The sequence below is a fragment of the Streptantibioticus silvisoli genome (assembly GCF_027947535.2).
Taxonomy (GTDB): Bacteria; Actinomycetota; Actinomycetes; order Streptomycetales; family Streptomycetaceae; genus Streptantibioticus_C; species Streptantibioticus_C silvisoli.
In genome coordinates this window covers 15,081-40,569 of record NZ_JAAGKO020000020.1, presented here as the reverse complement: position 1 = coordinate 40,569, position 25,489 = coordinate 15,081, and the positions used below count along the sequence as shown (strand labels likewise).

Annotated in this window: 29 protein-coding genes and 1 tRNA gene; 26 read left to right on the top strand and 4 right to left on the bottom strand. The window is 68.9% G+C overall.

The window, feature by feature from the left end; genetic code table 11:
• Positions 1 to 12 precede the first annotated feature (12 nt).
• From POF43_RS15370 to POF43_RS15310, 13 genes are all read left to right on the top strand, one after another.
• Entirely contained in the window at positions 13 to 711 is a 699-nt protein-coding gene (locus POF43_RS15370; RefSeq protein WP_271321909.1) for a CpaB family protein, read from the top strand.
• Between the two features lie 11 nt (positions 712 to 722).
• Positions 723 to 1,511 carry a CpaE/TadZ family protein gene (locus POF43_RS15365; protein ID WP_271321908.1) on the top strand — a complete coding sequence of 263 codons (789 nt, stop codon included), beginning with the start codon at positions 723 to 725 and terminating at the stop codon, positions 1,509 to 1,511.
• Between the two features lie 32 nt (positions 1,512 to 1,543).
• Positions 1,544 to 2,932, top strand: a complete 1,389-nt coding sequence (locus POF43_RS15360; RefSeq protein WP_271321907.1) for a TadA family conjugal transfer-associated ATPase — start codon at positions 1,544 to 1,546, stop codon at positions 2,930 to 2,932.
• A 2-nt stretch (positions 2,933 to 2,934) separates the two neighbouring features.
• Positions 2,935 to 3,822, top strand: a complete 888-nt coding sequence (locus tag POF43_RS15355; RefSeq protein WP_282704602.1) for a type II secretion system F family protein — start codon at positions 2,935 to 2,937, stop codon at positions 3,820 to 3,822.
• Entirely contained in the window at positions 3,819 to 4,712 is an 894-nt protein-coding gene (locus POF43_RS34880) for a type II secretion system F family protein (protein ID WP_271321905.1), read from the top strand. Before POF43_RS15355 ends, POF43_RS34880 begins: the two co-directional genes overlap by 4 nt.
• 30 nt (positions 4,713 to 4,742) lie before the next feature.
• Positions 4,743 to 4,922, top strand: a complete 180-nt coding sequence (locus POF43_RS15345) for a hypothetical protein (protein WP_271321904.1) — start codon at positions 4,743 to 4,745, stop codon at positions 4,920 to 4,922.
• 9 nt (positions 4,923 to 4,931) lie between these two features.
• Entirely contained in the window at positions 4,932 to 5,384 is a 453-nt protein-coding gene (locus POF43_RS15340) for a hypothetical protein (RefSeq protein ID WP_271321903.1), read from the top strand.
• On the top strand, positions 5,381 to 5,836 hold the full coding sequence (locus POF43_RS15335) for a TadE/TadG family type IV pilus assembly protein (RefSeq protein ID WP_271321902.1): 456 nt from the start codon (positions 5,381 to 5,383) through the stop codon (positions 5,834 to 5,836). Before POF43_RS15340 ends, POF43_RS15335 begins: the two co-directional genes overlap by 4 nt.
• A complete protein-coding gene (locus POF43_RS15330; protein ID WP_271321901.1) occupies positions 5,833 to 6,264 on the top strand; it encodes a TadE/TadG family type IV pilus assembly protein in 432 nt (143 codons plus the stop codon). Before POF43_RS15335 ends, POF43_RS15330 begins: the two co-directional genes overlap by 4 nt.
• Before the next feature lie 13 nt (positions 6,265 to 6,277).
• Entirely contained in the window at positions 6,278 to 9,109 is a 2,832-nt protein-coding gene (locus POF43_RS15325) for a hypothetical protein (protein WP_271321900.1), read from the top strand.
• Positions 9,110 to 9,153: 44 nt separating this feature from the next.
• Positions 9,154 to 9,807 (top strand): hypothetical protein, encoded by a 654-nt coding sequence (locus tag POF43_RS15320; protein ID WP_271321899.1) that lies wholly within the window; start codon positions 9,154 to 9,156, stop codon positions 9,805 to 9,807.
• Complete coding sequence (locus POF43_RS15315) at positions 9,804 to 10,904, top strand: hypothetical protein (protein ID WP_271321898.1); 1,101 nt, start codon at positions 9,804 to 9,806, stop codon at positions 10,902 to 10,904. Before POF43_RS15320 ends, POF43_RS15315 begins: the two co-directional genes overlap by 4 nt.
• A gap of 306 nt (positions 10,905 to 11,210) precedes the next feature.
• Positions 11,211 to 11,423, top strand: a complete 213-nt coding sequence (locus POF43_RS15310; RefSeq protein ID WP_271321897.1) for a hypothetical protein — start codon at positions 11,211 to 11,213, stop codon at positions 11,421 to 11,423.
• Positions 11,424 to 11,437: 14 nt separating this feature from the next.
• Here the strand turns inward: POF43_RS15310 and POF43_RS15305 are convergent, their stop codons facing one another.
• A complete protein-coding gene (locus tag POF43_RS15305) occupies positions 11,438 to 11,899 on the bottom strand; it encodes a winged helix-turn-helix transcriptional regulator (RefSeq protein WP_271321896.1) in 462 nt (153 codons plus the stop codon).
• Positions 11,900 to 12,436: 537 nt separating this feature from the next.
• Here POF43_RS15305 and POF43_RS15300 point away from each other — a divergent pair.
• The 13 genes from POF43_RS15300 to POF43_RS15240 all read left to right on the top strand — a co-directional run bounded on the left by POF43_RS15300 (position 12,437) and on the right by POF43_RS15240 (position 20,523).
• Positions 12,437 to 13,237, top strand: a complete 801-nt coding sequence (locus POF43_RS15300; RefSeq protein WP_271321895.1) for a hypothetical protein — start codon at positions 12,437 to 12,439, stop codon at positions 13,235 to 13,237.
• Positions 13,238 to 13,710: 473 nt separating this feature from the next.
• The gene (locus tag POF43_RS15295) at positions 13,711 to 14,088 is read left to right on the top strand and encodes a hypothetical protein (protein ID WP_271321894.1); all 378 of its coding nucleotides are present in this window, start codon (positions 13,711 to 13,713) and stop codon (positions 14,086 to 14,088) included.
• Between the two features lie 89 nt (positions 14,089 to 14,177).
• Positions 14,178 to 14,897: a hypothetical protein gene (locus tag POF43_RS15290; protein ID WP_271321893.1), complete on the top strand. Its 720-nt coding sequence runs from the start codon at positions 14,178 to 14,180 to the stop codon at positions 14,895 to 14,897.
• Positions 14,898 to 15,209: 312 nt separating this feature from the next.
• Positions 15,210 to 15,539 (top strand): hypothetical protein, encoded by a 330-nt coding sequence (locus POF43_RS15285; RefSeq protein ID WP_271321892.1) that lies wholly within the window; start codon positions 15,210 to 15,212, stop codon positions 15,537 to 15,539.
• A gap of 30 nt (positions 15,540 to 15,569) precedes the next feature.
• Positions 15,570 to 15,926 carry a hypothetical protein gene (locus tag POF43_RS15280; protein ID WP_271321891.1) on the top strand — a complete coding sequence of 119 codons (357 nt, stop codon included), beginning with the start codon at positions 15,570 to 15,572 and terminating at the stop codon, positions 15,924 to 15,926.
• A gap of 121 nt (positions 15,927 to 16,047) precedes the next feature.
• Positions 16,048 to 17,229, top strand: a complete 1,182-nt coding sequence (locus POF43_RS15275; RefSeq protein ID WP_271321890.1) for a DUF932 domain-containing protein — start codon at positions 16,048 to 16,050, stop codon at positions 17,227 to 17,229.
• 11 nt (positions 17,230 to 17,240) lie between these two features.
• Positions 17,241 to 17,687, top strand: a complete 447-nt coding sequence (locus POF43_RS15270; protein ID WP_271321889.1) for a DUF4262 domain-containing protein — start codon at positions 17,241 to 17,243, stop codon at positions 17,685 to 17,687.
• A 68-nt stretch (positions 17,688 to 17,755) separates the two neighbouring features.
• Positions 17,756 to 18,097 carry a hypothetical protein gene (locus tag POF43_RS15265; RefSeq protein ID WP_271321888.1) on the top strand — a complete coding sequence of 114 codons (342 nt, stop codon included), beginning with the start codon at positions 17,756 to 17,758 and terminating at the stop codon, positions 18,095 to 18,097.
• 65 nt (positions 18,098 to 18,162) lie between these two features.
• Positions 18,163 to 18,236 (top strand) — tRNA-OTHER (locus POF43_RS15260).
• 130 nt (positions 18,237 to 18,366) lie between these two features.
• Positions 18,367 to 18,813: a hypothetical protein gene (locus tag POF43_RS15255; protein WP_271321887.1), complete on the top strand. Its 447-nt coding sequence runs from the start codon at positions 18,367 to 18,369 to the stop codon at positions 18,811 to 18,813.
• Entirely contained in the window at positions 18,810 to 19,703 is an 894-nt protein-coding gene (locus POF43_RS15250) for a DUF8829 domain-containing protein (protein WP_271321886.1), read from the top strand. The genes POF43_RS15255 and POF43_RS15250 overlap by 4 nt, the downstream gene beginning before the upstream one ends.
• 93 nt (positions 19,704 to 19,796) lie before the next feature.
• Complete coding sequence (locus tag POF43_RS15245) at positions 19,797 to 20,042, top strand: hypothetical protein (protein ID WP_271321885.1); 246 nt, start codon at positions 19,797 to 19,799, stop codon at positions 20,040 to 20,042.
• Positions 20,035 to 20,523 carry a hypothetical protein gene (locus tag POF43_RS15240; protein ID WP_271321884.1) on the top strand — a complete coding sequence of 163 codons (489 nt, stop codon included), beginning with the start codon at positions 20,035 to 20,037 and terminating at the stop codon, positions 20,521 to 20,523. The genes POF43_RS15245 and POF43_RS15240 overlap by 8 nt, the downstream gene beginning before the upstream one ends.
• A gap of 338 nt (positions 20,524 to 20,861) precedes the next feature.
• On the opposite strand, the gene POF43_RS15235 is transcribed toward POF43_RS15240, so the two are convergent.
• The 3 genes from POF43_RS15235 to POF43_RS15225 form a co-directional block, all read right to left on the bottom strand.
• A complete protein-coding gene (locus tag POF43_RS15235) occupies positions 20,862 to 22,565 on the bottom strand; it encodes an ATP-dependent helicase (protein WP_271321883.1) in 1,704 nt (567 codons plus the stop codon).
• The gene (locus tag POF43_RS15230; RefSeq protein WP_271321882.1) at positions 22,555 to 24,393 is read right to left on the bottom strand and encodes an ATP-dependent nuclease; all 1,839 of its coding nucleotides are present in this window, start codon (positions 24,391 to 24,393) and stop codon (positions 22,555 to 22,557) included. The genes POF43_RS15235 and POF43_RS15230 overlap by 11 nt, the downstream gene beginning before the upstream one ends.
• Positions 24,394 to 24,549: 156 nt before the next feature.
• Positions 24,550 to 25,485 carry a C40 family peptidase gene (locus POF43_RS15225; protein WP_271321881.1) on the bottom strand — a complete coding sequence of 312 codons (936 nt, stop codon included), beginning with the start codon at positions 25,483 to 25,485 and terminating at the stop codon, positions 24,550 to 24,552.
• Between the last annotated feature and the right edge of the window lie 4 nt (positions 25,486 to 25,489).

The following is a 25,489-nucleotide window of genomic DNA, read 5'->3' as shown; positions in this document are numbered from 1 at the left end:
CCGGAGGTTCGAGTGAGCAGCAGTACCCGCGTACCGGCGGCCGGTTCCGCCGCGCCGGGCAGTTGGACGCCCGTCGGCAAGAACGGTGCGCCCGCCCGGCTGGCCGGTGCCCCGCGCCAACGCCGGGTGCCGTACCTCCTGGTGGGCATCCTGCTGGTTCTCGGCTGCGCCGCGGCCGGGGTCGTGGTCGCCCTGCGGCTCGGGCACCGTGTCCCGGTGCTGGAGCTGGCCCGGCCGGTCTCCGTGGGCCAAGCCCTCACTGGTCGGGACGTCCGGGAGGTCGACGTCTCGGCAGGTACCGGGCTCGCGGTGATCCCCGCTCGGTCGCTGGTGACGGTGATCGGTCGGCCGGTGGCGTACAGCTTGCCGGCGGGGACGTTGCTGACTCGGCAGGTGCTCGGGGCCGCGCAGGTACCGCCGGCCGGGCAGGCCGTGGCGGCGGTCGGGCTGAAGGCGGGGCAGGTCCCGTCAGGGCTCCAGCCCGGCAACCACGTCACGGTCGTCGTGGAGCCGGACGGCAACGCGGTATCGGGGAAGTCCTCGTCGCCTCCGTTGTTGTCCTGGGATGCCGTCGTCACGGATGTGAAGGCTGACGCGACGGACCAGACGACGGTGGTCTCCATGCAGATGGCCGTCGAGGACGCGCGGCAGCTGGCGGCGGTGCCGGCCGGGCAGGTCGACTTGGTCGAGACGAGCGGGGGCGGCCAGTGACGCTCATCGCGGTGTGCAGCTTCAAGGGCTCGCCCGGCGTGACGACCGCGGCGCTGGGTCTTGCCGCGCGCTGGCCTGGCGGGGGCAGGGCGGTGCTGGTGGAGTGCGACCCGGCTGGGGGTGATCTGCTGGCGCGGTTCCGGCTGGAGACGTCGCCGGGGGTGGTCAGCCTGGCGGCGGCGGTGCGGCGGTCGGCTGATCCGGCGGTGCTGTGGCAGCACGCGCAGGAGCTGCCGGGCGGGCAGCTGGTCGTCGTCGGGCCGCCGTCCGCCGAGCAGGCCACGGCCGCGCTCGGCGAGATCGCCGCGAACGTCGGGGCGCTGCGCCGGGCGGCTGATGAGCCGGAGACGGTCGTGGTCGCGGACTGCGGCCGGATCGATGCCGGGTCGCCCGCGCTGGCGGTGGTCAAGCGGGCCGACGTCACGGTGCTGCTCGCTCGCGCAACGGACGACGCGCTCGCGCACGTGGCGACCCGATTGCCGCTACTGGCGACGTGGTCGACGCGGTCGTGCTTCGTCCTCGTCGGCAACGGCTACCCGACCGCCGAGGTCGCCGCGACGCTCGGCCTGCCGGTCTCGGTTCGGCTGCCGCACGATCCGAAGGGGGCGGCAGTGCTCTCCGGCGGCCACGGAAGGCGCGGTGCCGTCCGCCGGTCGGCGCTCGGCCGGGCGGTGGGTGAGCTGGCGCAGGTGATTGCCGGGCAATCACCTGAACCGGCACGCCGACTGCCCGAACCCGGGACGGCGATGGCGGAACCGGAGAAGGCACGCGCGGTCTCGGTGAACGGGGGTGCCCGGTGACGTCGCTCAACGAAGCCGCACACGAAGAACCCGTGCCCGCTGGATGGCGCACCGCACCACCGCGCCGCCTGCCAGGTCCGGCCGACCTGTCCGCGGCCGGAATCCGCACGGACGCGCCAGCCGAGCAGCTGCGGGCGAGCCTGCGGCAGCAGCTGTCGGCAAAGCTGTCCGAGCGCCTGCGCGCCGACGAAGCCGCGGGGCGGCCCGGCATGAGCCCGGAGGAACGGCGTGCGGCGGCGGAGAGCATCCTCGCCGACGCGGCCGAGGCCCACACCCACCAGCAGCTGACCCGGAGCGCGAGCATCGTCACGCCCCAGGTCGAGAGGCAGGTCATAGCCGCGGTGCTGGATGAGGTGTTCGGCCTGTCCGGCCTGGAGCCGCTGCTGCGGAACACCGAGATCGAGAACATCAACGTCACCGGCGACCGGGTCTTCGTCCGCTACGCCGACGGCACCCGTGAGCAGCTGCCGCCGATAGTCGGCTCCGACGGGGAACTCATCGAGCTGATCCGCGACCTGGCCTCCCGTTCCGGGATGGAGGAGCGCCGGTTCGACCGCGGCAGCCCCGGCGTGAACTTCCAGCTGCCGTCCGGCGAGCGGGTGTTCGCGGTGATGGCGGTGACCGCGCGGCCGTCGATGTCGATCCGCCGGCACCGCTTCAAGCGCGCGACCCTGGCCCAGCTGCGGGCGTCCGGCACGATCGACCGGCCGCTAGAGGCGATGCTCGGCGCACTGGTCCGGGCGCGCAAGAACATCGTGGTCACCGGCGGGACCGGCATCGGGAAGACGACAATGCTGCGGGCGCTGGCCTCGGAGATCCCGCCGTGGGAGCGGCTGGTGACGGTGGAGGACACCTTCGAGCTGGGACTCGACGAGGACGCCGACGCCCACCCGGACGTCGTTGCCATGCAGGCCCGCGAGGCGAACATTGAGGGCCAGGGCGCGGTGACACAGGCCGAACTCGTGCGCTGGGCGCTGCGGATGTCGCCGGACCGGGTCATCGTCGGCGAGGTCCGCGGGGCCGAGGTGATCCCGATGTGCAACGCGATGTCGCAGGGCAACGACGGCAGCATGGCCACCCTGCACGCCAGCAGCAGCGCCGGCGCGTTCACCAAGCTCGCCGCCTACGCCGTCCAGGGCCCGGAACGCCTGCCGATCGAGGCCAGCAACCTCCTGGTCGCCTCCGCGCTGCACTTCGTCGTCCACCTCGACAAGCCGCGCGACGGTCAGGGCCACCGCGTGGTGTCGTCCATCCGCGAGGTGATCGACGCCGACGGGCAGCAGGTCGTCTCCAACGAGGTCTTCCGCCCGGGCCCGGACCGCCGCGCCGCACCGGGGGTGCCGTTGCGGGCGGAGACCGTGGACGAGCTGGAGGCCGCCGGGCTGGACCCGGACGTGCTGCGGCCGACGGGACGGTGGTGACGTTGACCGGCTTCGCCGCCCTGCTGGGCCTGTGCGGCATCGGCACCGGCCTGGGCCTCCTGCTGCTCCTGCACGGCGTCCGCGGAGCACACCGACCGGCGGTGCCGGCGCGGAAGCGTTCGCCGTTCGCCGTGTTCCAACGCAGTCACGCACGACGGTGGTTGCTGCTGTCCGGCGCGGCCGGGCTGCTGCTCGGGATGATCACGGGCTGGGTGGTCGGCGGGCTGCTGGCCGCCATGGCCACCTGGAGCCTGCCGCGCATCCTCGGGTCTGCATCCGGTGAGGAGGAGCGAACTGCGCGGATCGAGGGGATCGCCGGGTGGACCGAGATGCTGCGCGACACCCTCGCGGCGGCAGCCGGCCTGGAGCAGACCATCATTGCCACCGCCCCGACCGCGCCGAAGCCGGTCCGGCAGCACGTCATGGATCTCGCCGCCCGGCTGGAACGCGGGGATCGGCTCCCCGTCGCGCTCAAGCAGCTCGCGGACGACCTCGCCGACCCGACGGCGGACCTGGTGCTGGCCGCGCTGCTGCTGGCCTCCGAGTACCAGGCCCGCCAGCTGAGCGCGTTGCTCGGCGAACTCGCAGCCACGGCCCGCTCGCAGGTGGAGATGCGGCAGCGCGTCGAGGCCAGCCGCGCCCGCACCCGCACCACGATGCGCGTCGTGGTCGTCACCACGTTGGGCTTCGCCCTCGGCCTGATCCTCCTCAACCCGCAGTTTCTCGCGCCGTACGACACCGTCATCGGGCAGTTGGTGCTGCTCGTGATCGGCGGGCTGTTCAGCGTTGCGTTCACCTGGCTGCGGCGCATGGCCCGGTTGGAGGAGCCGGAACGGTTCCTCGCCCCGGCCGCCGAGCCGGCCGAGCGCAGCGCGGAGGTGGCCGCGTGATCACGCTCGCGCTGCTCGCGGCCTGCGCCGGCCTGGGCCTGTGGGCCCTGGTGATCTGGCTGTTCCCACCCCGCAGGCGACTGTCCGAGCTGGTGGCCCGCCTGGAGTCCACCCCGGTGCCGGCGCCGTTGCTCACCGCGGACGGCGGCGGGTGGGCGGTGCGGGTCGGATCACCGTTCAACAGCTGGTTGCGCGCCCTCGGTCTGCCCAACGACCGTACCCGGCAAGACCTGGCCATCACGGAACGGTCGGTGGACGCGTTCCTGGCCGAGAAGGCAGCCCTCGCGGTCTTCGGCCTCCTGCTGCCCGGCGCGGTCGCCGGCATCCTCACACTGGCGGGCCGGCCGCTGCCCTGGGCGTTGCCGCTCGCGGTCTCGGTCGGCGTCGCGGTGACGGGATTCGTGCTGCCGGACCTGATGATCCGCGCGGAGGCGGAACGGCGCCGCGCCGCGTTCCGGCACGCGCTGGGCGCGTACCTCAACCTCATCCACATCCTGCTGGCCGGCGGCGCCGGAGTCGACGGCGCCCTGGCCTACGCCACCGAGATCGGCCAGGGCTGGTCCGTCCAGCAGCTGCGCCGCGCGCTGACCACCGCGCGGCTTACGCGTACGTCGCCGTGGACGACGCTCAAGCAGCTTGGAGAAGAGCTGGACGTCGGCGAACTCGCCGAGCTGGCCGCCGCGTTGTCCCTCGCCGGCTCCGAGGGCGCCCGGGTGCGGTCCTCCCTGGCGGCGAAGGCGGCGGCTATGCGCAGCCGCAGCAGTTCCGAGGCCGAGGGCAAGGCGAACTCCGCTACCGAGCGGATGGCGCTGCCCGGGATGCTCATGGCCTTCGGCTTCATCATCTTCGTCTTCTATCCGGCCCTCACCCAGATCACCGCGTCCCTGTGACCTGCGCAGTCATACGAAAGGAATCCCGACATGCTGACCTCCCTCTGGCTGCGGATCGAGTCCGCTGCACGGCGGCTCGCCGATGACGAACGCGGCGTGACGACCGAGCACGTCATCTGGATCGCCGCCCTGGCCGCGCTCGCGCTCACCATCACCGCGCTGTTCGGCCCGAAGATCCTTGCCGCCGCACAGGCCGTCAGCTTCCAGTAGGACCGGCCCGTGCCCACCGTCCGCGCGACCACGCGCCGCCTCACGCACCGGGCCGCCGCTGCCGCCCGGCGCCTGGCGCGCGACGAACGCGGCTCGGTGACCGCCGAACAGGTCCTCGTCATGCCCGCCCTGCTGTCCGTCGTCCTGCTCCTCGCGCAGGCCGCGGTGTGGGCACACGGCATCCAGGTCGCCCAGGCCACCGCCGCCGACGCCCTCGCCGTCACCCGCGAGCAGAACGGCACGGCCGCCGTCGGCCAGACCGAGGCGAACCGCATGCTCGACCAGCTCGGCCGCGGCCCCCTCAACGGCGCGCACATCATGGTCACCCGAGAGGCCGACCACGCCGTCGTGAGCATCACCGGCACCGCGAGCAGCGTCGTGCCGTTCCTCAAGCTCCCGATCCACGTCAACGCGACCGGCCCCACCGAACAGTTCCGCTCCGCCGCCGGAGGAACACCGTGAGGCCGGCGCTGCGACGGTTCCGCGAGGACGAGCGCGGTTCGGCGACCGTCGAACTCGTCCTCAGCGTCGGGGTGCTGCTGCTGATGCTGTGGTTCATGGTCTACTGCGGCCGGCTCTCCGACAACCGCTTGCGCATCGAGGACGCCGCCCATCAGGCCGCCCGCGCCGCCACCCTCGACCGCGACCTGCCCACCGCCACGACCGACGCCCGCTCCGCCGCCGCGTCCGCCCTCGGCGGCACAGGCGTCACCTGCGAAGACCTCGCCGTCGACCTCATAGGCACCATGCAGCCCGGCTCCACGGTCACGGTGACCGTCCACTGCACCGTCGACCTGCACGACCTCGCCCTGCTGCACGTCCCCGGCCAGAAGGAGATCACCGCGACGTTCTCCTCCGTTGTCGACGTCTACCGAGGAACCGACGACAGCGGTCCGGGGAGCGTGGCCGTATGAACCGACTGCGAGAGTTCGCACGCGACGAGGACGGCCAGGTCACCCCGTTCATCGTCGTACTGGCCACGGCGATCCTGATGTTCACCGGGCTCGTCCTCGACGGCGGCCTGGCCCTGGCCGCCAAGGTCCGCGCCATCGGCGAAGCCCAGGAAGCCGCCCGCGCCGGCGCCGAAGCGCTGGACCTGAACACGTACCGCGCCCACGGCACCGTCCAGCTCGTGCCGGCCGCCGCCCGCACCCTCGCCCGCAGCTACCTCGCTCACACCGCCGACACGGGCGCAGTGACCGCCACGGCGAACGCGGTCACGGTGACGGTCACCGCCCACCAGCACACACAACTCCTTCGCCTGCTCGGCCTCAGCACCCTGACGGTCACCGGCACCGGTACCGCCCACCCCGTGCGCGGCATCGACACCCCAGACCCGTGAGAGAGGGAACCCCATGCCTCACCACCCGGCCCCGCGCCGCCGCATCGACGAGACCGCCGGCGCACTCGTGCGTAGCCTGCTCGCCCTGGCCGTGCTTGCCCTTCTGCTGGTCGGCCTGCCCTGGGGACTCGTACAGTTCGTCGGCTGGCCGTTGCCGCACGCCGTGCCGGGCTGGTCCGACATCGAGACGGCGCTGCTCGACCCGATGTCCACGCTGTTCCTCCTGCACCTGCTGGCCTGCCTGCTCTGGCCGGCGTGGGCGCTGTTCGCCTGGCACGTCGCCCGCAGTGTCACCGACCTGGTCCACGGCGGCCCGTGGGTCCGGCGGCCCAACGTGGGGCCGGTGCACGCCCTGGCCGCCGCGCTCGTGACCGCCGCGGTCGTCTCGCTGCTGTCGCGCCCCGGTGCGGCTTCCCCTGCGACGGCCGGTCAGCCGGCTGTTGGCGCTGTGGCGATGCCCCCGGCCGTCACCGCGACCATGGCCCTCCCGGAAACCCCCGCCCACCACCACGCCGCGCCGGGAACGGTGGAAGTCCGGGCGCCCGAGGGCGGGGTGTACGACAGCATGTGGCGCATTGCCCAGCGCTCCCTGGGCCACGGCGACCGCTGGCCCCAGATATACCGACTCAACCACGGCGTCACCCAGGCCGACGGCAGGTCGTTGACGAACCCGAACCTGATCCGCCCCGGCTGGATCTTCCGCCTGCCGGGCCAGCAACAGGACGTCACCCCGCCCCACCGGCCCGAGCACCGCCCGACGCACGTCACCCTGCCGACACAGCGCTCCTCCCCGCCACCGACATTCCCGGCCAGTACCCCGTCACCTGCACCAAGCGCGCCAGCGGCGACGCACACCGCCCGGCCTGAACCCCGCAGCACCGCGGCCCCCGAGGAACCGTCGGCTCCAGCCCACCGGCCGGGCATCGCTCTGCCGTCCGGCGGCTACGTCGGCATCGGCCTCGCGGCCCTGGTCACCGCTGCCCTCGTCACCGTCCGGCTGCGCCGCCGCAGGGCGTACCGGCCCGGCAGCCGCGACCGCGACGGCCTCACCATCGCCCCCGTGGTCCGCGCCCTCCGGATCGCCCACGACGCCACGCTGAACACCGCGTCGGCCGAACCGGAACCCCCCGCGGGCAACGCGTACCCGCCCCCGGTGGCCGCTCCGATGCCCGTGCCGCCCGTCCCAGCCCCGGTGGCGCCGTCCGGCCCTGTCGTCGGCGAACGCGACGGCCGCGCACTCGCTTGGAACCTCGCCACCGCCCACGGCCTCGGACTCGTCGGCCCCGGATCCCTCGACGCCGCCCGCGCCCTGCTCACCGCCCAGCTCGCCGAACGCATGGACCCGTCCCGCACTCAGGTCGACGTCGTCCTGCCGGAGCCCGACGCCCGGCTGCTCCTGGGCGACGACTTCACCAGCCGACCCGCGTGGCTGTGGGTGCCCGGCACGTTGAACGATGCCCTGGACGTGCTGGAGCAGGAACTCCTCGACCGCGCAGCCCGACAAGCCGCGGCGAGCCCGCAAACCAGTCGGCAGGTGATCCTCCTGGCCACACCGATCGAATGGGCTGACCGCCGGTTGCAGGCCCTGCTGGAGAACGGCGCCGCCTTCGGCCTCACAGCCATCCTGCTCGGACAGTGGCGCGCCGGCACGACCGCGCACGTCCGCCCCGACGGAACGGTCTCCGTCGTCCGCCCGAACAGCGAACTGGCCGGCGCCCGGCTGTTCACCCTCCCCGAGGCTGACACGCGGGAGCTGCTGGAACTGCTGGCTGCGGCCAGCAGCACGCCCGCCGGCCGCAAGGCAGAGGAGCCCCCGGTGTTCGCCGAACCGGCCGACCCGGCACCCCGGGAGCCGGACGGCCGGCAACCGAGCACGCAGCAGCGCCCCGCGCCCAAAGCCCTGCTGCGCCGCCCGAAGACCACGATGACCGTGCGAACCACTGCGGACCCGCGCCGGCCCGCTTCCCCCACCGCGCCGCCGGAAGACCTTCACCGGTTGCTCGGCGCGCTGAAGGCCCCCGAAGCTCCGCCCACCGCGAGTACCACGGTGGCCACGGCCCCGGCACGCGCGATGACGCTCCACGTGCTGGGCCGGGTCCAGCTCCTTCACCACCTCGACGGAGCGGAGACGGAGGTGGACGTCACCTCCGCCCTGGCCCCGAAGCACCGCGAGATCCTGGCCTACCTCGCCCTGAACCGCACCGGCGCCCGCCGTGAAGCCCTGACCGCCTCCATCTGGCCCGACGCCCCGCGCGACCGCCCGTTCAACAGCTTCCACGCCACCCTCAGCCAGATGCGCAAGGCTATCCGAGTCGCCACCGAGAACGCCGTCACTGACCTCACCCGCCAGGACGACGGCACCTACGCCCTCGACCCCGAGCAACTGGCCGTCGACCTGTGGGATATCGAAGACGCCCTGCGCACCGGCCGGCCAGAGCAGAACGACGCGGTGCTCCAACGCGTCCTCGACGCCTACCGCGGCGACCTCGCCCCCGAACTCCCCGTCGAATGGCTCGACGTCCCCCGCGAAGCCCTCCGCCGCGAAGTCCTCGACGCCGTCACCAACCGCGCCCGTGCTCTCCGACAGGGGTCGCCGGGCCGAGCGCTCGTCCTCTTCGAACATGCCCGCACGCTGGACCGGTACAACGAGGCCGTGTACTGCGAGATCGCTGAAGTGCAGGACGAGTTGGGGCAGATAGACGCGATCGCCAGGACGTACGGCCTCCTGGTCAGCGCTCTGGCGGAACTGGACGACGAACCAGCTCCGGAGACGGTTGCGCTCATCGAGGGCCTGGGGAAACGAAGTCGGAACTGGCGGGTGACGGAACCCAAGGAGTCGGCCTGACGTTCCAATTTGCACTCCAGACGACCGGTGATCACACTTCCTCCATGGCTTTCACTCGCCGGTCACGGGTGTTCGTGGCGTTAGGTCTCCTCGCCTCCACGGCGGCTGCTTGCGGACCTGCGACCGAGGGGCCGGCGTCAGGCCCGGGGACATCTGCGAGGCACACGGCCCATCCCGTCATAGACCTGACCTTCAGCGGGGACATCAAGGGCCACGTCTCCAAGGCGAGCGATGTACTGCCGTTCAAGACCGGCGCCCACTACGATTACGCGTCGCCGGACTACTCCACCCAGTGCGTCTTCCCCACCGATGACGGCGCGTGGACGGCCAACATCGGTTTCCGGCTGAACAAGGTCGCCTGGGAGATCGCCATCGCTGCTCCGGACTTCGGCCTCCCCAAGGCCGGCAGGGATCCCGCCGTGTGGGAGACGAATGCCAGCGGCAGCAACGGTGTGCCTCATGCCGTGAGCATCGACATCGGATCGAGCAAGGGGCCGAATGGTGAATCCCCGGCCGATGGCGACGAGTTCACCTACTACACGCCTCAAGACCACGATGGCGGCGACGGAACGGTGACCATCAACCCGAGCCTGACGTCCGGCACGTTGGATATCTGGCTCACCCCCGCAGAACCGGAGAACGTCGAGTTCCACATCACCGGCCGGTGGTCATGCGGCAGAGACTCAAGCCCCCCATGAAGCAAGCTCTACGGGCAGCGATCGCCTATCCGCTTGTCCTGCTCGGGCTCACGAGCTGCGGAACCAGCACACCACACATATGGGTTGCTCCTGCGGCTTCCCCCAGCACCGGGTCCCCGGTCAACATCCCCGGCACGGCCGGATATCTGATCTCCAGTGCCAGCGAAGTCGACTATCTCCAATGGCAGCGGGAATCGGACGGGACGTTCCAGGGCACGGAACTGGACGCCACCGTGTCGGGGACCGTTCCGGACGCTCAGGTGACCGTCAAGCGGAACGAGTTCGACGGACACATCAACGGAACTACCGTCAGCATCGACGTCGGCTTCCACACGGACCAGGGTGTCCTGTCCGGCACCGCCCTCACCCTGAACGTCGTCCAGCAGGACGGGAGCATCCAGCCCGTCGTCTACCACCGGGCGTCCGACAGCGACTACAACGGCGCTCTCCGCACCCTCAACGCCTCAGTGGCCAGTTCGAATTCCGAACAGCAGCAGGCCAACGGCCAGGCCAGCGCCGAGCAGCAGGTCGCCGGCGACTACCAGCGGCTCGGTACCGATAGCTCGGGCCTGACGACCGATCTGTCCAGCCTCTCGACGGACCTTGCTGGCACGGGCAGCGACCTGGCCGGCGAACGCTCCGACGAGCGCAACGTCCTCGCCGAGGCACCCGGCAGCCCGGACGACGGTACGGTCTGCGGCGACGCCTCCGGGGTGAGCGGGGACGCGTCCGGCATCTCGGGCGACGCCTCTGGTGTCTCCGGCGACCTGACCGGCCTGACGGCTGACCTCGCCACATTCCACAACGACACCTCGACGCTGACTGGGGACCTGGCCACGCTGCTCCGGATCGAGCCCGGCTACGCCGGCGGTAGAGGCGGGCCGTCGCCCAGCGCCATACGGACCGCGGCCTCCGCCGCGATCTCGACCGCACGGCAGGACGTCCGCCTCGCCAACCAGGACATTGACCAGGAGAACGCAGACGTATCGACCGCCTATCGGTACGCGGCGGCAGCGTCGAACGCCGGTCACTGCGACACGGCGCAAGATCCACCGGAGGGACCGATCACTCACATCACCTCGCCCTTCAAGAACTAGCCCTGGGCCATCTTGATGGCGAGGGACGTTGACCGGTTCGAGGCGACCCGGCCGCTGTCTGACGGCCAGCGCCTACCCGATGCTGGGTTCTGCGGACGAGGCGGAGAGCGCCGCGTAGGAGGCGCTGCTGCGCTGGCAATCGGCCGACGTCGCCGGGATCGAGGCCCCGAGGATAGGTCGCTCCCATGCCGATAGCGATCTCCAGTGGCACTGGCGGGTTCAGTTTGCGTGGTCCGATGCCGGCGCCACCCGGCAGCGCCGCGCGCCCAGAAGGCGTTTCTTCCCCGTCCGTATCAAGCTGAGGGTATGGAGAACGCACAGCACCGCGTCGTCATAGAGCCCCCGGCAGCGGGCGGTGAGCGCCGAGTCCGGGTCGGCGGGGAGTTTCTGGGCCTGGCAACCAGCACCGAGGACGTCCTCGAATTCTGCCGCCGGGCCGGCCTGGACTTCGATGACCTCCGGTTCGACGACGAACTGTTCGACTGGCGGGGTGGCGGGCCGGACGTCTGGGAACGGTGAGGGTTGGAGTCCGCTCAGAGTCCCGTACGGCCACCGCCTCGCCGCCGCCGTGTACGGTCCAGCAGCCCCGAGTGCTCCTCCGCCCACTCGACGAAGGGCATAGCAGCGGCCAGCAACTGTTCCGCCGGCGGCGTCAGCCAGTACGTGGTTCGGTACGGGAAACTATCCTCCCGCAAGCGATCCACGAGTTCGGCTTCTTCCAGGCGGCGAAGGGTGCGATTCAGAGTGCTGTCCTGAAGATAGGTGTGGTTCCGCCCAGGCCAGCCGTTTTCCAGAGACCGTTCCCGTATCGCGGCTAGGATTCCGGTATATTGCAAAGGCCCCGACCGCAGCGAGACGAAGACATCCCACACCCACTCGCCGTTGAGCAGATGGCGAAGGTCATGAATGCTCTGCAAATAGCGGCACTCGTTGGCGCCTGCCTCCGGATGCGGATCGCGGTTCGCACTTCTCCCAATTTCATCGCTCTGGGACACGCCGCGCCACCTCCTCCGCTCCGACCATGGTCACCTCACGTTCGTGAGTCGGCAACTTCGCGATGTCGGGGCCGCTGCGGCTGCGGCTGCTCCTGCCGAACGGGCTGCCAGACCCCCTGCCTGCTAGGCCGGTAGCCCCGCAGCATCGCAAAAGGGCAGGTAGCCGGTCGCTTGGGCCCTTCCGCTGTGCCCCGCAACTGGATACTGCGTGAGCAGGTGTGTCAGACGGTCGGGCCGTGGGGAGAGGTGCCTCCCCGCAATAATTGCGCCCGATTGCTTGCCTCTCCACGGTCCACTCTCCCCATTCCTCCTCGCCGGCCGCGTGCAACTAAAATTCATCCTCGGCGAAATTCGATCAGCATGTCTAAATTCCGCCGCACCGCCGTCCATTCCCATGACGTCGGGGCATCGACCGGCATTGATAAAGATTGGGAAAAGATATTGCATCGGGGGTTGAATTGAATGACGAGACGTAGAGGATGAACGCATCGGGGCGCAGCACAGCAAGGTGCGCGTCAAGATCAGAAGGAAAAGCGCGTGAACGAGAACGCCAGTCGCCGGACGGAAGTTACGGCGGACGACATGAAACTCATCACCTCGCAGGACTTCACCGAGATTCAGCGGATAGCGCGCGGGTACTGCCGCGCGGTCGACTCCACCCGGTCGCGGAAGCGGATGAACGGGAGCGCCACCGCCGTGCGGGGCGGCGTTGCCCTGTACGGCACGGACGACGTCAGCGACGACGTCACGCAAGACGCGGTGCTCATGTTCGCTAAGCGTCTTCGGGAAGTCTCCGGTTCGTCGGACGTCTCCGCCCTCACCGTGGCGACCCGGGAGCCGTCGGCATGGCAGTACGTTCGCCGGGATGGTGACGTGATCATCGTGAGCCGTAAGACCCTCCAGTATTGGGCGGTTCGGGATGCCGCCGCCCGCAACAGGTACCGACTGGACGTCCAGCCCGACGAGTTGGACGCCACGCAGGGCGCCCAGCAGATGCGGGGCGTTCCGCACGCGGACAAGTTGCCCACGCTCGCGGTGGCGCCGTACCTGTCCTGCAACAGCGAAGTGATCTTCAAGTCCGCGTGGGCGGACGGGGCGGAGTACCCCACGCTCCGGGTGATGCTGGACGTTGCGGGTCGCGCTGATGACCTGGGGCGGGCAGGGGTCATCGGCGAGACGGCGCAGAGCATCCACGGGGGTCCGCGCAACTCGTCGTCCAAGGTTCAGCGGACCAAGGATGCCGCGAAGCGGGAGTGGCGGGCGTTGAGTGCGTCCCTCGACGCCGTGCGGGATGACCTGGTGTACCGGGGTGCAGCGACCCCCGCCGACGGCTCCTGACTCACTCTGTGCCCCGGAGGTCCCCGAAGGGACCGTCGGGGCACAGTCGTTTCCCGATTCAAGATCGGTAATTGGGATGCCACGTGGGCCGTATTTAGGCGTGTCACCTTTCGCGCCTGCCGGGCAGTGCGCCTGCCAGCCTCCGGAAAGATCGCTGAAAAAACTTCTTTCATGATCGGGAATCGGGGCGGTTGGCCGTCCGTATTTAGATGACGGACCCCGGGTCGCGCTTGGAGCGCACCCGGGAGTTGGTCGTACGCATCGCACATTCTGCCTTGAAGGATCTTGGAAAAATTCTACTCAAGATCGGGATTTGGGCATTCCTGCGATCCGTATTTGAGTGACACGGATTTCTCCGTGTACCGCTCGCCCCGCTGAAACGACATCAGCCTGCCGCGTCGCATGGGAGCCGCACTCCAATTGGGGTGCGGCTCCCGTCCGTTACAGGCACGCGATCCATAAGGGGAGAGATCGTGCAGAGGCTCATGCACATCGAATCCGGGCGAACCATAGATCCGGGTACCACCATCCACGTGTCGGCCGGAACGTCGGCCGGAAAGGCGTGGCGTTACGAGAAGATCACACCGTGCGAGGACGGGCACAAGATCCACTGCACCCGGTCACATCCCAAACTCGGTCGCATCCACCGGGAGTTCACGCCTTCCCTGTTCGGCTGCACAGTCGTTATCGACGTCGCGTTCTACGCGGACCGCGCCCGGATGCTGTCCGCGTTCCGGCGGTTGGCCGTTTCCGGGGTTGGTGCGCTGGTTGCCGCGATCATCGCTTGGGTGGTCGCGGAGTACGGAAACAGCAATCTCCAAAGCGTCCTTGCGCTGGTCGGCGCTCGCTGATCCGCTCCAACGCTTCGCAGCCGCAGGGGCGAATGGTCGAACGCCCCTGCGGCTGCACCGGGCAGCAATCAACCCATCTGAGGAGTGACGTGATCGCCACACGTGAACTGTCGACGGAAGAACTTTGGCACGCGGTTGCCTCCGCGCTGAACGAACTTCATGCGCGGGACGAGTGCCCACGTCTTGAGGAGTGGCGCGACTACCGGGACCAATCCGCAGAGTGCGCCCCGGGAATCCGGAGATCGCCGGATGTCGGAGAGTGGGTGCGCCGCGTCCAGTGGTCCAGCTCTGCCGGGAAGTGGGTCGTGGTCAATTCCGACCCGCTGGACGCGGTCGGGCACGCCGAGAGCATCGCGGATCACGCGCGCGAGGCGTACACGCTCGCACAGAGGCGCTGTGACGTCTCGCAGATCCCCGCACATCTGGCCGGGTACGCGAAGCGTGCGGCCCTGCGACTCGCCGCGATTCTCGGCATCGGCTTCTGGGACGTGCGTATTGACCAGCGTTGGGGCGGGGGCCTCGGTCCTGTCGGGCCGCTCACGCTCACCGTGAACGATCCGGGCGGCGATCCGTCCTCGTACACGTTCTCCTGTCTGGACCCGAGGTACGGCGACGAGCCGTTCTACCTCCTCGGGCCGTGCCCCGAGTGTCGCGCCATGGTTCCGATGGTTGAGGTTCAACAACTCGCCGACCTTGGCGCACATTTGGTCAATGGAACCTCCCTGTTTCCGTCAGACGACGGCGAATATCACGCCGAGTTCGCAGAAGACTCCCGGCACTCGTCCGGATGCCCCCACGGCCCGATGTAGCGGCGGACCGACAGCTCCCGCGCCCCCCTCGTTTCTCCCCCGTTGGAGGGGGCGCGGGCTCCCAAGGAGAGGAAGTGCGCGATATGTCGACGATTCAAGAGGTGACTGATCTGGGCGTGCCAGGGTGCTGTCACCTCCCGTCAGCCGCGAAGGCGTTGGAGGATGCGCGGCCCTCGACGACGAGAACCTATCGACTCAGTTCGAGGATCATGCGCTCGCTGCTCTCCAGGAGTGGCGCGGGACCGTGGGAGCGCGCGCCGTCGCTGCCCCGAATACATGAACTCATCGCAACCTCGCAGGAAGGAGAAGACCATGAGCAGGAGCAGGAGCAGGACACAGCGATTGCTGAAGGCACAACAAGTGGGGGCGGAGATCCGGGAAGCCCGGACGAACCTGCCGGTGCGGTACGCGCCGCGGTCGCATAACGACTCACGCCCGTGGGTGGTGCGGAGCGACGGACTCGACGCGGAGTTCCGGATCGCCGGCACGGACTGCATCACCCGGTTTCCGGATGAGTCCCGGTGCCCGTCCGACCCCACGGCGCGGACTGCTGGGGCCGGGGAGGAGAGCGCCGATGCCCCACGCCGGTGGACACCCGAGCAGAAGGCATCGGTGTTCGGGAACTCCCTCCGGCTGAGCTGACCCGCTCACCACACACCCGGGGAAGGGGAGATGAACGACAACAGCGAATATTTCCAGTTCCTGTCCTACCGATGGAACGTGACCAAGGCTCAGGAATTCGCCCGCGACCTCCCGGCCGGGAAACTGGGCGTCGGCGACTGGTCCAAGCACCTCGGGATCATCGCACTTGATGACGGCCACATTGACTCCGTCGACCTCCGGCGTCCTCTCATTCTCGTTCGGATTGCCGATGTCGGAGGACTTGTTCTCCTCATTGACGGCTGGCACCGGCTCGCCCGCGCCGTGCGCGACGGGATCGATGAACTTCCGTTTCACCTCCCTGATGAAGACCAGGAGCACACGGTGCGTGTCTTCGGCGGCTCCAAGCCGACCACCGGCGACAGCTGAAATCCTGCCCTTTCCCCGGTGATCGGGAATCGGGCGTCTTCGACTTCCGTATTTAGGTACCGCCCCCTCAACGCCTCGCGGCGGTCACAGGCATGCCGAAAAACCCACGAGAGGAATCCACATGATCGACGTGAACGACGCGTTCGCCCGGGAGCGGGCCGGACAGGTCGAGGCCGCCCGGAACTGGGCGGCCGAACTCCAGCAGCGGATCACCGACGGCACGGTGGAGCGGCTGCCGGACGGCCGGTACCGGGTCCTGAGCGGCTGGGACACCGGGGAGATCCTGACCGCCGCGGGCCAACCGCAGCACGGTCTCGACATGTCTTTGGGCAGCGCGGCCCTGTACTCGGCCGTGCCTGCCTGGCACGGCCTCGGCCAAGTGATACCCGGCGGGGTCCAGGACATCGACACCGTCCTGGACCTCGGCGGCATCGACTACCAGGTCGAGACCGTGCCCGCCCTGTACCCCTGGGGCGACGGGACCCGCGTGCACCCGGGCCAGCGGCACACCGTCCGCTCCGACACCGGCGCCCCGCTGGGCGTGGTCGGCGAGAACTACCAGGTGATCCAGAACCGCGAGGCGTTCGAGTTCCTTCAGGAGTTGGTGAACGACTTCAACGTGACCTGGGAGTCGACCGGCGCGTTGCGGGACGGCAAGAAGACCTTCGTCTCCCTGCGCCTGCCGGAGAACGTCACGGTGGACGCGGCGGGGATCAACGACGAGATCCTGCCGTTCATCGTTGCCGTGAACTCGCACGACGGGTCCTCGTCGTTCCGGGCCGTGGTCACTCCGTGGCGGCCGGTCTGCGGGAACACGGAACGGTTCGCCCTGCGCGACGCGGTCACCAGCTGGTCGGTGCGGCATACCCGCAACGCCACGGACAAGGTGCGCGAGGCGCAGCGGACGCTCGGGCTGTCCGTGCGGTACTTCGACCAGTGGGCCGGCGAAGAAACCGTGCTCGCCCGGACGGACCTGGCGGTCGACGAGTTCACCAAGCTCGTGGACGGCCTGTGGCCGGTCGACCCGACGGCCACCGCACGGGTGCTGAAGACCGCGGCCACCCGCAAGGAGCAACTGCGCGGGGTCTTCGCGAAAGAGAGCGAACGCGTCGGGCGCACGGCCTACGCCGCTGAGCGTGCCGTCACCGACTACCTCGACCACCTCGCGCCCATCCGGCCCAGCGCAGCGTCCGGCCTGAAGGGCGACCCGCTCGGCGCCCGCGGCCTGCGGCTGATCGAGGGCACGGACGACGACGTGAAGTCGACCGCCCACCGTCGCCTCATGCTCCAGACCCGGCGCTGAGAGGGCACCGCGTGAACGACAAGTACGACACCTACCTCCTCATGCTCCGCGAGCGGATCGAACGCGACGGGTACGCCGCGCAGTACGTGTTCGGCGACCCCGCCACCGGGGCAGCGCCGTACGGCTACACCGTGGGCCTGCACGAGAGCGACGGCTACGAACTCGCCGTCTGCGGCCTCGACGCCAGCGCCACGGCGGTGGTCCTGCGGCGTCTGTCCGAGCACCTGCGCCGCGAGGCGGTGCAGCCGGTCGCGGACCTTCGGGTCCCGGGGATCATCGCCGGCTACGACATCCAGCTCCGACCGGTCCAGGGCCCCGACGCGCTGGGCATCGTCGGCGCGCTCTACGGGTTCGACCCGCCCGCGTGGCAGGCCGTCTGGCCGGACGCCAAGGGCCACTTCCCCGGCGACCAGGAACACGGATACGGCGTTTCCGCCGCCGGACAGCGGCTGCTGTGAGCCGCACCGGCGGGGGCGGCCGGTCGTCCCCGGCCGCCCCCGCCCCTCAGCTGAAAAGGAACCGTTCCATGAAACGCAACATGCCCGAGGTACAGCCCGCTGCCTCTGACACGACCCGGCCACGGGGGAAGGGCGCGGTGAGTCTGGCGGCCTTCAAAAGGCGCGTTGCCGCCGGTCAGCGGGTCACCGTGGTCAACAACCTCTATCCCCGGCTGTCCGGAGAGCGCACGGTCGACCAGGTCCAGACTCGCCGACTCGCCACGCGGGCTGAGGACAACGGCGTCTGGTGGGCTGACTGGCCGAAGGCACCGCTGGCCAGGGTCGAGGGCGACACGCTGCACTTCCTCAGCGACGCCGACCCCCGCCGAGTGATCTTCTCCTACACCTTCCATTTCGACGCCGAGAACTGAGACCGGACACGGCCACCGCGGTGGTTCGTGCCCCGGCTGATCGAACAGCGTCGTCCCATCTACCCGGTTGCGTAGCTCAGTTGGCAGAGCAGGCGCACTTATAAGCGTCGTGTCGCGGGTTCGAGTCCCGCCGCAACCACAGCCGGAGCCCTCTCCCGCGCGGACCGCCCCATCAACGGGCGCGGTCACACCCGGCCGGGACCGCTGCCGCTCCGCATCCCACTCCCCGCCGCTCAGCCGGCGCACCCACCCTGAAAGGAGCCGCGTTCATGGAAACCCGCCGCTGGTTCGCCCTGCTGCACCATGACGAGTCGTACGACCCCAAGTACCGAATACAGCTGCTGAACGAGGAAGCGGCAACGCGGTGCCTGATCCACGCGGAGCGGAACGACCTGTCGTCCCCGCTCCGGCTGATGTCCAAGGGCACGGCCTACGCCACGCTCATACCCCTCGTGCTCGACTGGGGTCACAGTGATGCCGAGGAGATCACCCAGGCATGCGCGGCCCTGAGCGACCTCTGCTGGTTCAAGCCCTTCGACTATGCGAGCTACATGGAGGCCGCGACCCCGGCGCTCGTTCAGCAGCTGGTCGGGACCTACGCGGCGGAGGGTCATCGCGTCGCCGTTGCTCCGGGCCTCGTTGCCGTCGAGTACCCCGAGCAGGAACCCTTTGTCTTCTTCTCCGAGAACTTCGGAACCCGCCAGGAGGAGACGTGAACGCTCCTGCCACGGACCAGACGGCGCGCTCCAGGCCCGCGAACCTGCGCCGCGTCCGCAAGGACGTCGGCCATGTGGTCGCCCTGCTGGCCACACCGGGCGACTTCGAGACGATGCGCCAGCAGTACCGCTCGTTCCGGGGCACCGACTACGACGCCTACCTGATCCAGATGCAAGCCCTCCTGGACTCGCTGATGGAGACCTCCGGCGCGTACGTCACCCTGTTCGACCCGGTCGGCTTCGCGGCCTTCTGCGCCCACGAGGAACTGGAGCCCGACTCACCGACCAGCCGTTCCCGGTACGCGGCAGGGGCCGCTGTCCACCATGTCGGACTTCCGTACGACGGCGACGAGGTCACCGATGTGATCGAAGACCTCGTGGAGACGGTCGAGAAGCGACTGCACCTCAAGAGGGCCGTCGAGATCATCGGTTCATCCTCCCTCGATGGGGTGCCTCCGTACGAATTCCTCGACCGCGCCAGGAGCGCTGTCGGAGGGCTGCTCCACGGCCTCGGGACCGGTACCCACCACCTCGTGTGCAATGTCATTGACGAGACCGGGCCGCTGCTGGCCAAACTCCACGCGGTACGCAGCGACGGCGGCAGTGACCACCGCCTGTCCGAGGAGGACGTCCTCGCTTTCACCATTCACGTCGCGGCCGGGCTACGGACCGGAGGCATCGCCGGCGTCGTGGCCCGCACAACGGCCGCGGAGGGCGAGACCAGCGAGGTGGTCCGCGGATGGACCATCCGCGAGGGCCGGCTGCGCCCGCTCACCGCGGCCCAGGTGTTCGCCGCCTACTGCACGGACCCGGAAACCGGTGAGCCGATCCCGCCCGAGCACGGCGTCGAGTACGTCGCCGGTTTCCCCGTCACGCTGCCAGATCAGTAAGTGCGTCAGGCCCCGGCCGCCTCGGGTCGCTGACTGCGCGCTACCGACCTCAAGGCTAGGGTTGCGATCGCCCACCCCATCCAGGAGGACCGAGTGCGTATCGACCTGAGCGCGGCCCGGCAGACGGTCGCGGAACTCGCGGAGGAGCTGGCCAAGCTGGACGGCCGCGAGGTGGACGAGACCCCGACGCGAGCCGGCGTCCGAAACCGGAGCGAGCTGACGCGCACGCTGCTCCGCGCGTCGCACCTCGGAGACCGCGCCGCCGTTCAGACCATGGACGTCTACCACGACTTCAAGATGCGGGACGTCGAGCAGGACGGGGACTCCCGTCGTGAATGACGCGTGCCGCGAACTCCTTCTTGACGTCGTCGGCAGGGTGCAACGTGCCGTCCGTGAACGGGACTGCCCGGCCGTCGTCGCGCTGGAGGGGCACCGCACCGTCGTCATGGAGGAGTACGACTACCTCCGGGACGACGAGACCGCCACCGCCTTCGAGCACCGCGCCGCCGAGCAGGCCCGCGGGATCGCCGTCCAGCGGTTCGCCTTCGCGGTGTCACAGGTCTGGCTCATCGTGGAAGAGGGCGTCGCCGCCCGCGCCGTCTCGAACCTCCCGCTGCGGCAGGGCGAGCACGAGGTCATCACGTGGATGACCTACGATGCGGGCGACGGCGTCGACTACGGCCTGGTGCCGGTCGGCCGCCGGCCGAACGGTGAGCCGGTGTTCGGCGACCCGGAGGTTTTCGAGGTGCCGGTGCAGGCGCGGGCGACGATGCCTGGCAGAACGCTGCTTGCGCTCCTAACGGGCGCCGAGGACGCCTGAGCCAATCGTCTGTTCCCGCTTGCTGGCGTAGCACTCAGCTTGAGCGGGACGTGGCTCTGGTTCACGGTGGCCGTGAGGTGGTCGACAACGATGGGGGCTGTCCGTCAGCGACCGGATAGCGCGTCGCATTCGAGTCGTGGTTGGCGCCGGACGTCTCGTGCTCATTGAGCGGTCCCGCTGTGGTGTGGTTTGCCTCCCCCTTTCTGGCCGCAAAGACACGACGGTTCGACGAGTCACGGCATGTCCGGGACTTCCTCTTGCTGAGCCAAGGGCTCTGCCGTGGTCGTCAATGCTCGCTTCGGCGACCGCATCGTCCTGCGCAATGTCGAAGGAAGGGATCAGCCTGTGAGCCGTTGGCTGCCTTGGGGGCGGACGAAAAGAACCACAGAGCGTGCTCGCGTGATGGCCACGCGTAGGAGGCGTCGCTGGGCGCGGAGACGTTCCGGATCCCAACTGCGGTCGAGCAGAGCACCTGTATACGGTCCTTCAACGACGACGACACCGTCAAATTCCTTGCCTTTGGAGCGGTGCATGCTCATCAGGGAGACGGGTTCTGCTGCTTGCTGGGCTGCATTGAGGGATTCGGCGGCAAGGACGGCGCGGACCGTGGCTGACGCGTCTCTGTAGGTGGACTGGCCGTCCCAGACATCAGACAGGCCCCAGGCCAGCGCATCAGTAGCGTTGAGTAGACGCAACAGGCGCGCGTGCTTGAGAACTTCTCCGAGTTCGCTGGAGCCATGGAGGCGGTCACGAGCGGTCTGCCAGTCGGCGACCGGTTGCCCGATGTAGGAAATCCCAGCGTCGTAGACAGCGATCACGGCCTTGACAGTCGTGGAACGGATCGTCTTGCCGGATGTGAATGCGACGAGCCCGTTCTCCATGGCTTTGATTTTGCCGCGTGCGCTGGCTGCGCCACCGGTCAGCTTGACCCGGTAGAAGTCCGCAAGGGAGTGCACGGTCCGGGCGACGGCCTCCACGCGAGCCAGCCCAGGCCATTCCATGATCGACGCCACGACGTAGCCGGCTGCTGCGGTCAGTTCGGGATCCCATTGCAGAGCGTGGTCGACGGCAGGAAGTGTGATGCCGCCGGTGACGGTGTCAGAGGCCAGGGTCTCGGAGACCGAGCCCAGAAGAGAGTTGACACTCGCGAGGACGGCGATGGCCGGTGTGCGCCCCAATTGGGTGGTGAGGTAATCCTGCATGGCGATGACGCCCTTGTGGACACGAGCCTGCCAGGGAACACCGTAACCCGGGGTATAGGTCCAGGTGCGGACGTTGCCCGACTCGGAATGGGGGGTGTTGTTCAGTACGGCGTTGGCGTAGTCGAGTAGTCCGCCGCCGGGGCTACGGTGGTTGTCCTTGGACAAGTCGAATGGCGTGGGCGCGAGGTACGCCACGGCATCATCGAGGCGGTGCTCGTCGACACCGTCCAGGTGGTCGAATATTCGTTGGTCAGGGTCGGCGAGGCAGATGACGGTGGATGCGCCGCTGAGAGCTTTGATCACGCGCCACTGGTCGGTGTTGGTGTCCTGGAACTCGTCGACGACGATCAGTGGGTAAATGCTGCTGTAAAGGGCCCGCAGGGCGGCGCTGCGTTCCAAAAGGCTCGCCGTTGTGCCAGCGAGAAGGTCGAAGACGTAGCGGCTCTCCTCGGTCGCGAGGCGCCGACGCTCGGTCTGCCAGTCGCCGTCGAAGTCGGCCTGGATCTGCCGTTCGCGGTCGGGCGGGATGAAAGAAGACGGCCGACCGGTGAGCAGTTGTCCGTGGCTGCGTACGACGTCGAGGAAGAAGGCGTGAAAGGTGCGTACTTCCAGGCGCTGGTGGCTGGCCCGGTCCATTACTCCGGACATCCGGTCCGTGATCTGGCGTACGGCGGCGCGCGAGAAGCTCATGAAAAGTACACGCTGTTCAGCTTCCAGGGCGCCCAGCCTCGCCTGGGCCTTGAGAAGAGCGATGGTGGTCTTGCCACAGCCCGGGCCTCCGACGATCAGGAGATGGCCGGGAGCATCGAGGATCTTTTGCCGGACCGGGTCAATTTTCATCGGTCTCGTCCGAGTGAGCCGTGCTGCTGGTCTCGCTCCCGCTCGCGAAGGTCCCCAGGTCGCGGTCGATCTGGAGAAGAAGATCGGCCAGTACGTCAGGGAGTTGGCTGCGGCCCTGGCATTCGGCGATGAGCAGCGCGGCATAGCCGTCACCCTTGCGGGCCCACAACACGTCATATGTGAGGGTGTTCACCGCCGGGTCCGTGGCAGACGGGTCGGGGCGGGCGCATCCGGAGGGGTAGTCCGTGCGCTGGGCCGCAGCGGCCAGGAAGCGACGCTGGGCCTCGACCGGTACCTCAGTGACCAGCAGCTTCTCAACGCTTTTATAGTTCAGCACTGTGTAGTGCGTGAAGTCGGCGGTCTTGGCGGCGGTCTTCACGTCGAGTGGCTTGTCGGGCTGGTCGTGGATTCCATAGACCGGCTTGCCCAGCCCCTTGAATACGGGGGCGAAGAGGGGCACAGAGACGTCGTTCTGAGCGTCGAAGATCGTGACGCCTGCAAGGTCCAGGGGGACGTAGCCGGGGACGGAAGGATCTGCTTCCAGCACGTCCGAGACGGCCGGGAACAGGGCCGCTTCCGCAGCGCCCTCCACCACAAGTACTGCACGGCCCAGGACAGCCTCGGCGAACTGCCGGCGGTTGTCGCGGTACTTCTTCAGCTTGAAGTCGTCAGGCAGGATGACACGGTTGCTGCTGAGTACGCCCTCTGGGTCGCGGCTGATCACGACGATGCGGGAGGGCTCGAACTTCTCGATCACGTACGGTGAATGGGAGGTGACGATCACCTGGCCCATGCGTTTGACCACGAAGTCGATGAGACGGCGTTGCGCGTGCGGCGGGAGTGCGATCTCCGGCTCCTCCATCGCGAAGATCACCGATTTATCGCCCTTGAGTTCGGCGATGTACGTGAGCAGGGCGAACACCAGCAGGTTCAGCGATCCGGTGCTTAGCCGGTTGAACGGGACAGCGTGCGGTCCGGGTTGGGTAGCAATGAACAGGCGCAGTACCTCACGCAAGTGTTCACGGGTCAGTTCAGACACCCTTAGATCGACCGGGTCGGCGGTGTCGCCTAGGCTGACGAAGCGGTCGACACGGTCGCGTATCTCGGTACGGATCTTCCCGAATCCGGATTCGGCTGCGGTGACGACGACTTGCTCCAGGTCACGAAGTGCCTTCTCCCACAGCGGGCCCGCCAACTCCGCCTCGAGCCGCACGATCGTGTCCAGTAGCGAGCCGCGCTGGAATGTGAGCGCCCTGCTGCCGGTTCGGTTGGGCCGCAGATAGAGGAATCCACAGTTCCGCTTGTCCTCCCGGGTGAAGGACTTCAGCCCTGCACCGAGCCCGCTCTCCTCCCCGCCAAGACCATCCGGGACGCTCTCGGGGTGTGCGAAGAAGGTGCCCCCGATGAAGTCGTCTTCCTGGGGGTCGTAGCGGCCGAGGAAGACCACCGGCAGGCACCATTCGCCGGTCTCGGCATCTTCGACCGCGTCGGGGACCAAGTCGAGGAATTCGCTCGTCCGCGTCGACCAGCGGCGCAGATGGCCGCCGAATCGCCGCTCGGCGGCGTCGGACAGGTGGGTGAGGACGACCTCGATCCTCACTTCGGGCAGCTTGCCATCCCGTTCCTGGTAGCACCCGCCGTAGAAGTCGTACTCGTCGACCACGGGCCGTCGGAACATGCGTTCAGGGCCGAGTACAAGCTCTAGCCCCTCACACACAGTCGACTTGCCGACGCTGTTCGAGCCGACCAGCAAGGAGTGACCATCCAGAAGAACGGTCCCGCTCTTCACGCCACGGAAGTTCTCCAAGATCACACGTTGTACCTGCATGTCGCCCCCCTCTTCGAGGGAGCAGGGCACAGCTGACTTGCCGCCACTGGCGCTTCCTCGCGCAAAAGTCGTCGCCGCAGATAGAAGCATCCTTCGACGAAACTGACGGCAATTCTACGACAAGCAGATCGTCGTACCGTCCAGGCGCAAGGTAGATCAGGCGGGTCGTGTGGCACCGACATATCCGTCCCCCGCGTACCGGTGCGGCTCGATCCGCACCGCTTTCCCGGGCCTCGGCGCGTCGATCATCTGGCCGCCGCCGATGTAGAGCCCGACGTGGTGGATGTCCTTCGGCGTGCCGTAGAAGACCAGGTCACCCGGTTCAAGTGCTTGTCCCACGGGGACGCGAGGCCCGGCGTCGTACTGGTCTTGGGCGACGCGGGGCAGGGTGATGCCGGCGGCGGCGTAGGCGGCTTTCGTGAGGCCGGAACAGTCGAAGCCGGCGTCACCGGCGGCGGGGCCGTCGCCGCCCCATTCGTACGGGAGGCCGAGTTGGCCCTCGGCGTAGTTGATCGCTTCGAGTGCCGCCGGGCCCGGGGCGGTCTCCGCGCCGAGGCCGGCGGCGCTGACGTACGCCTGGGCCTGGGTGAGGACTTCGGCGACGTACCAGTCGGCGTGGTTGTAGGTCTTGATGGCGCCGGGGATGTCCTTGCCGTTCCGGGCGCCGGATTCGCAGAGGTAGGCCGCGGCGGCGTAGATGGCGTCGTGCGGGTTGTACGGGGACGGCGGGTTCGCGCCGCCGGGCGGTGGCGGGGTGCGGTGGACGACCGCGTTGAACGTCGGCAGCAGGAACTGCATGGGGCCGGCGGCGCCTGCTGAGTTCGTGCCGCTGTGGACGCCGGGGAGGGTGGAGCGGCCGTGGTCCGTCTCGACCTTGCCGATCGCGGCGAGGACGGACCACGGGAGTCCGGGGCAGGTGGCGGCGGCTTCGCGGTAGAGGATCAGGTAGTCGGGCGGGATATCGGACAGGGCGCTGGAGTTGGGCTGCTGGGTGCCGCCGCCGAAGCCGGACAGGAGGCTTCCGGCTCCGGCGGCGGCCAGGAGGACGAGGAGGGCCACGAGTCCGGCGACCGCGGCGGCGATCTTTCCCATTCGC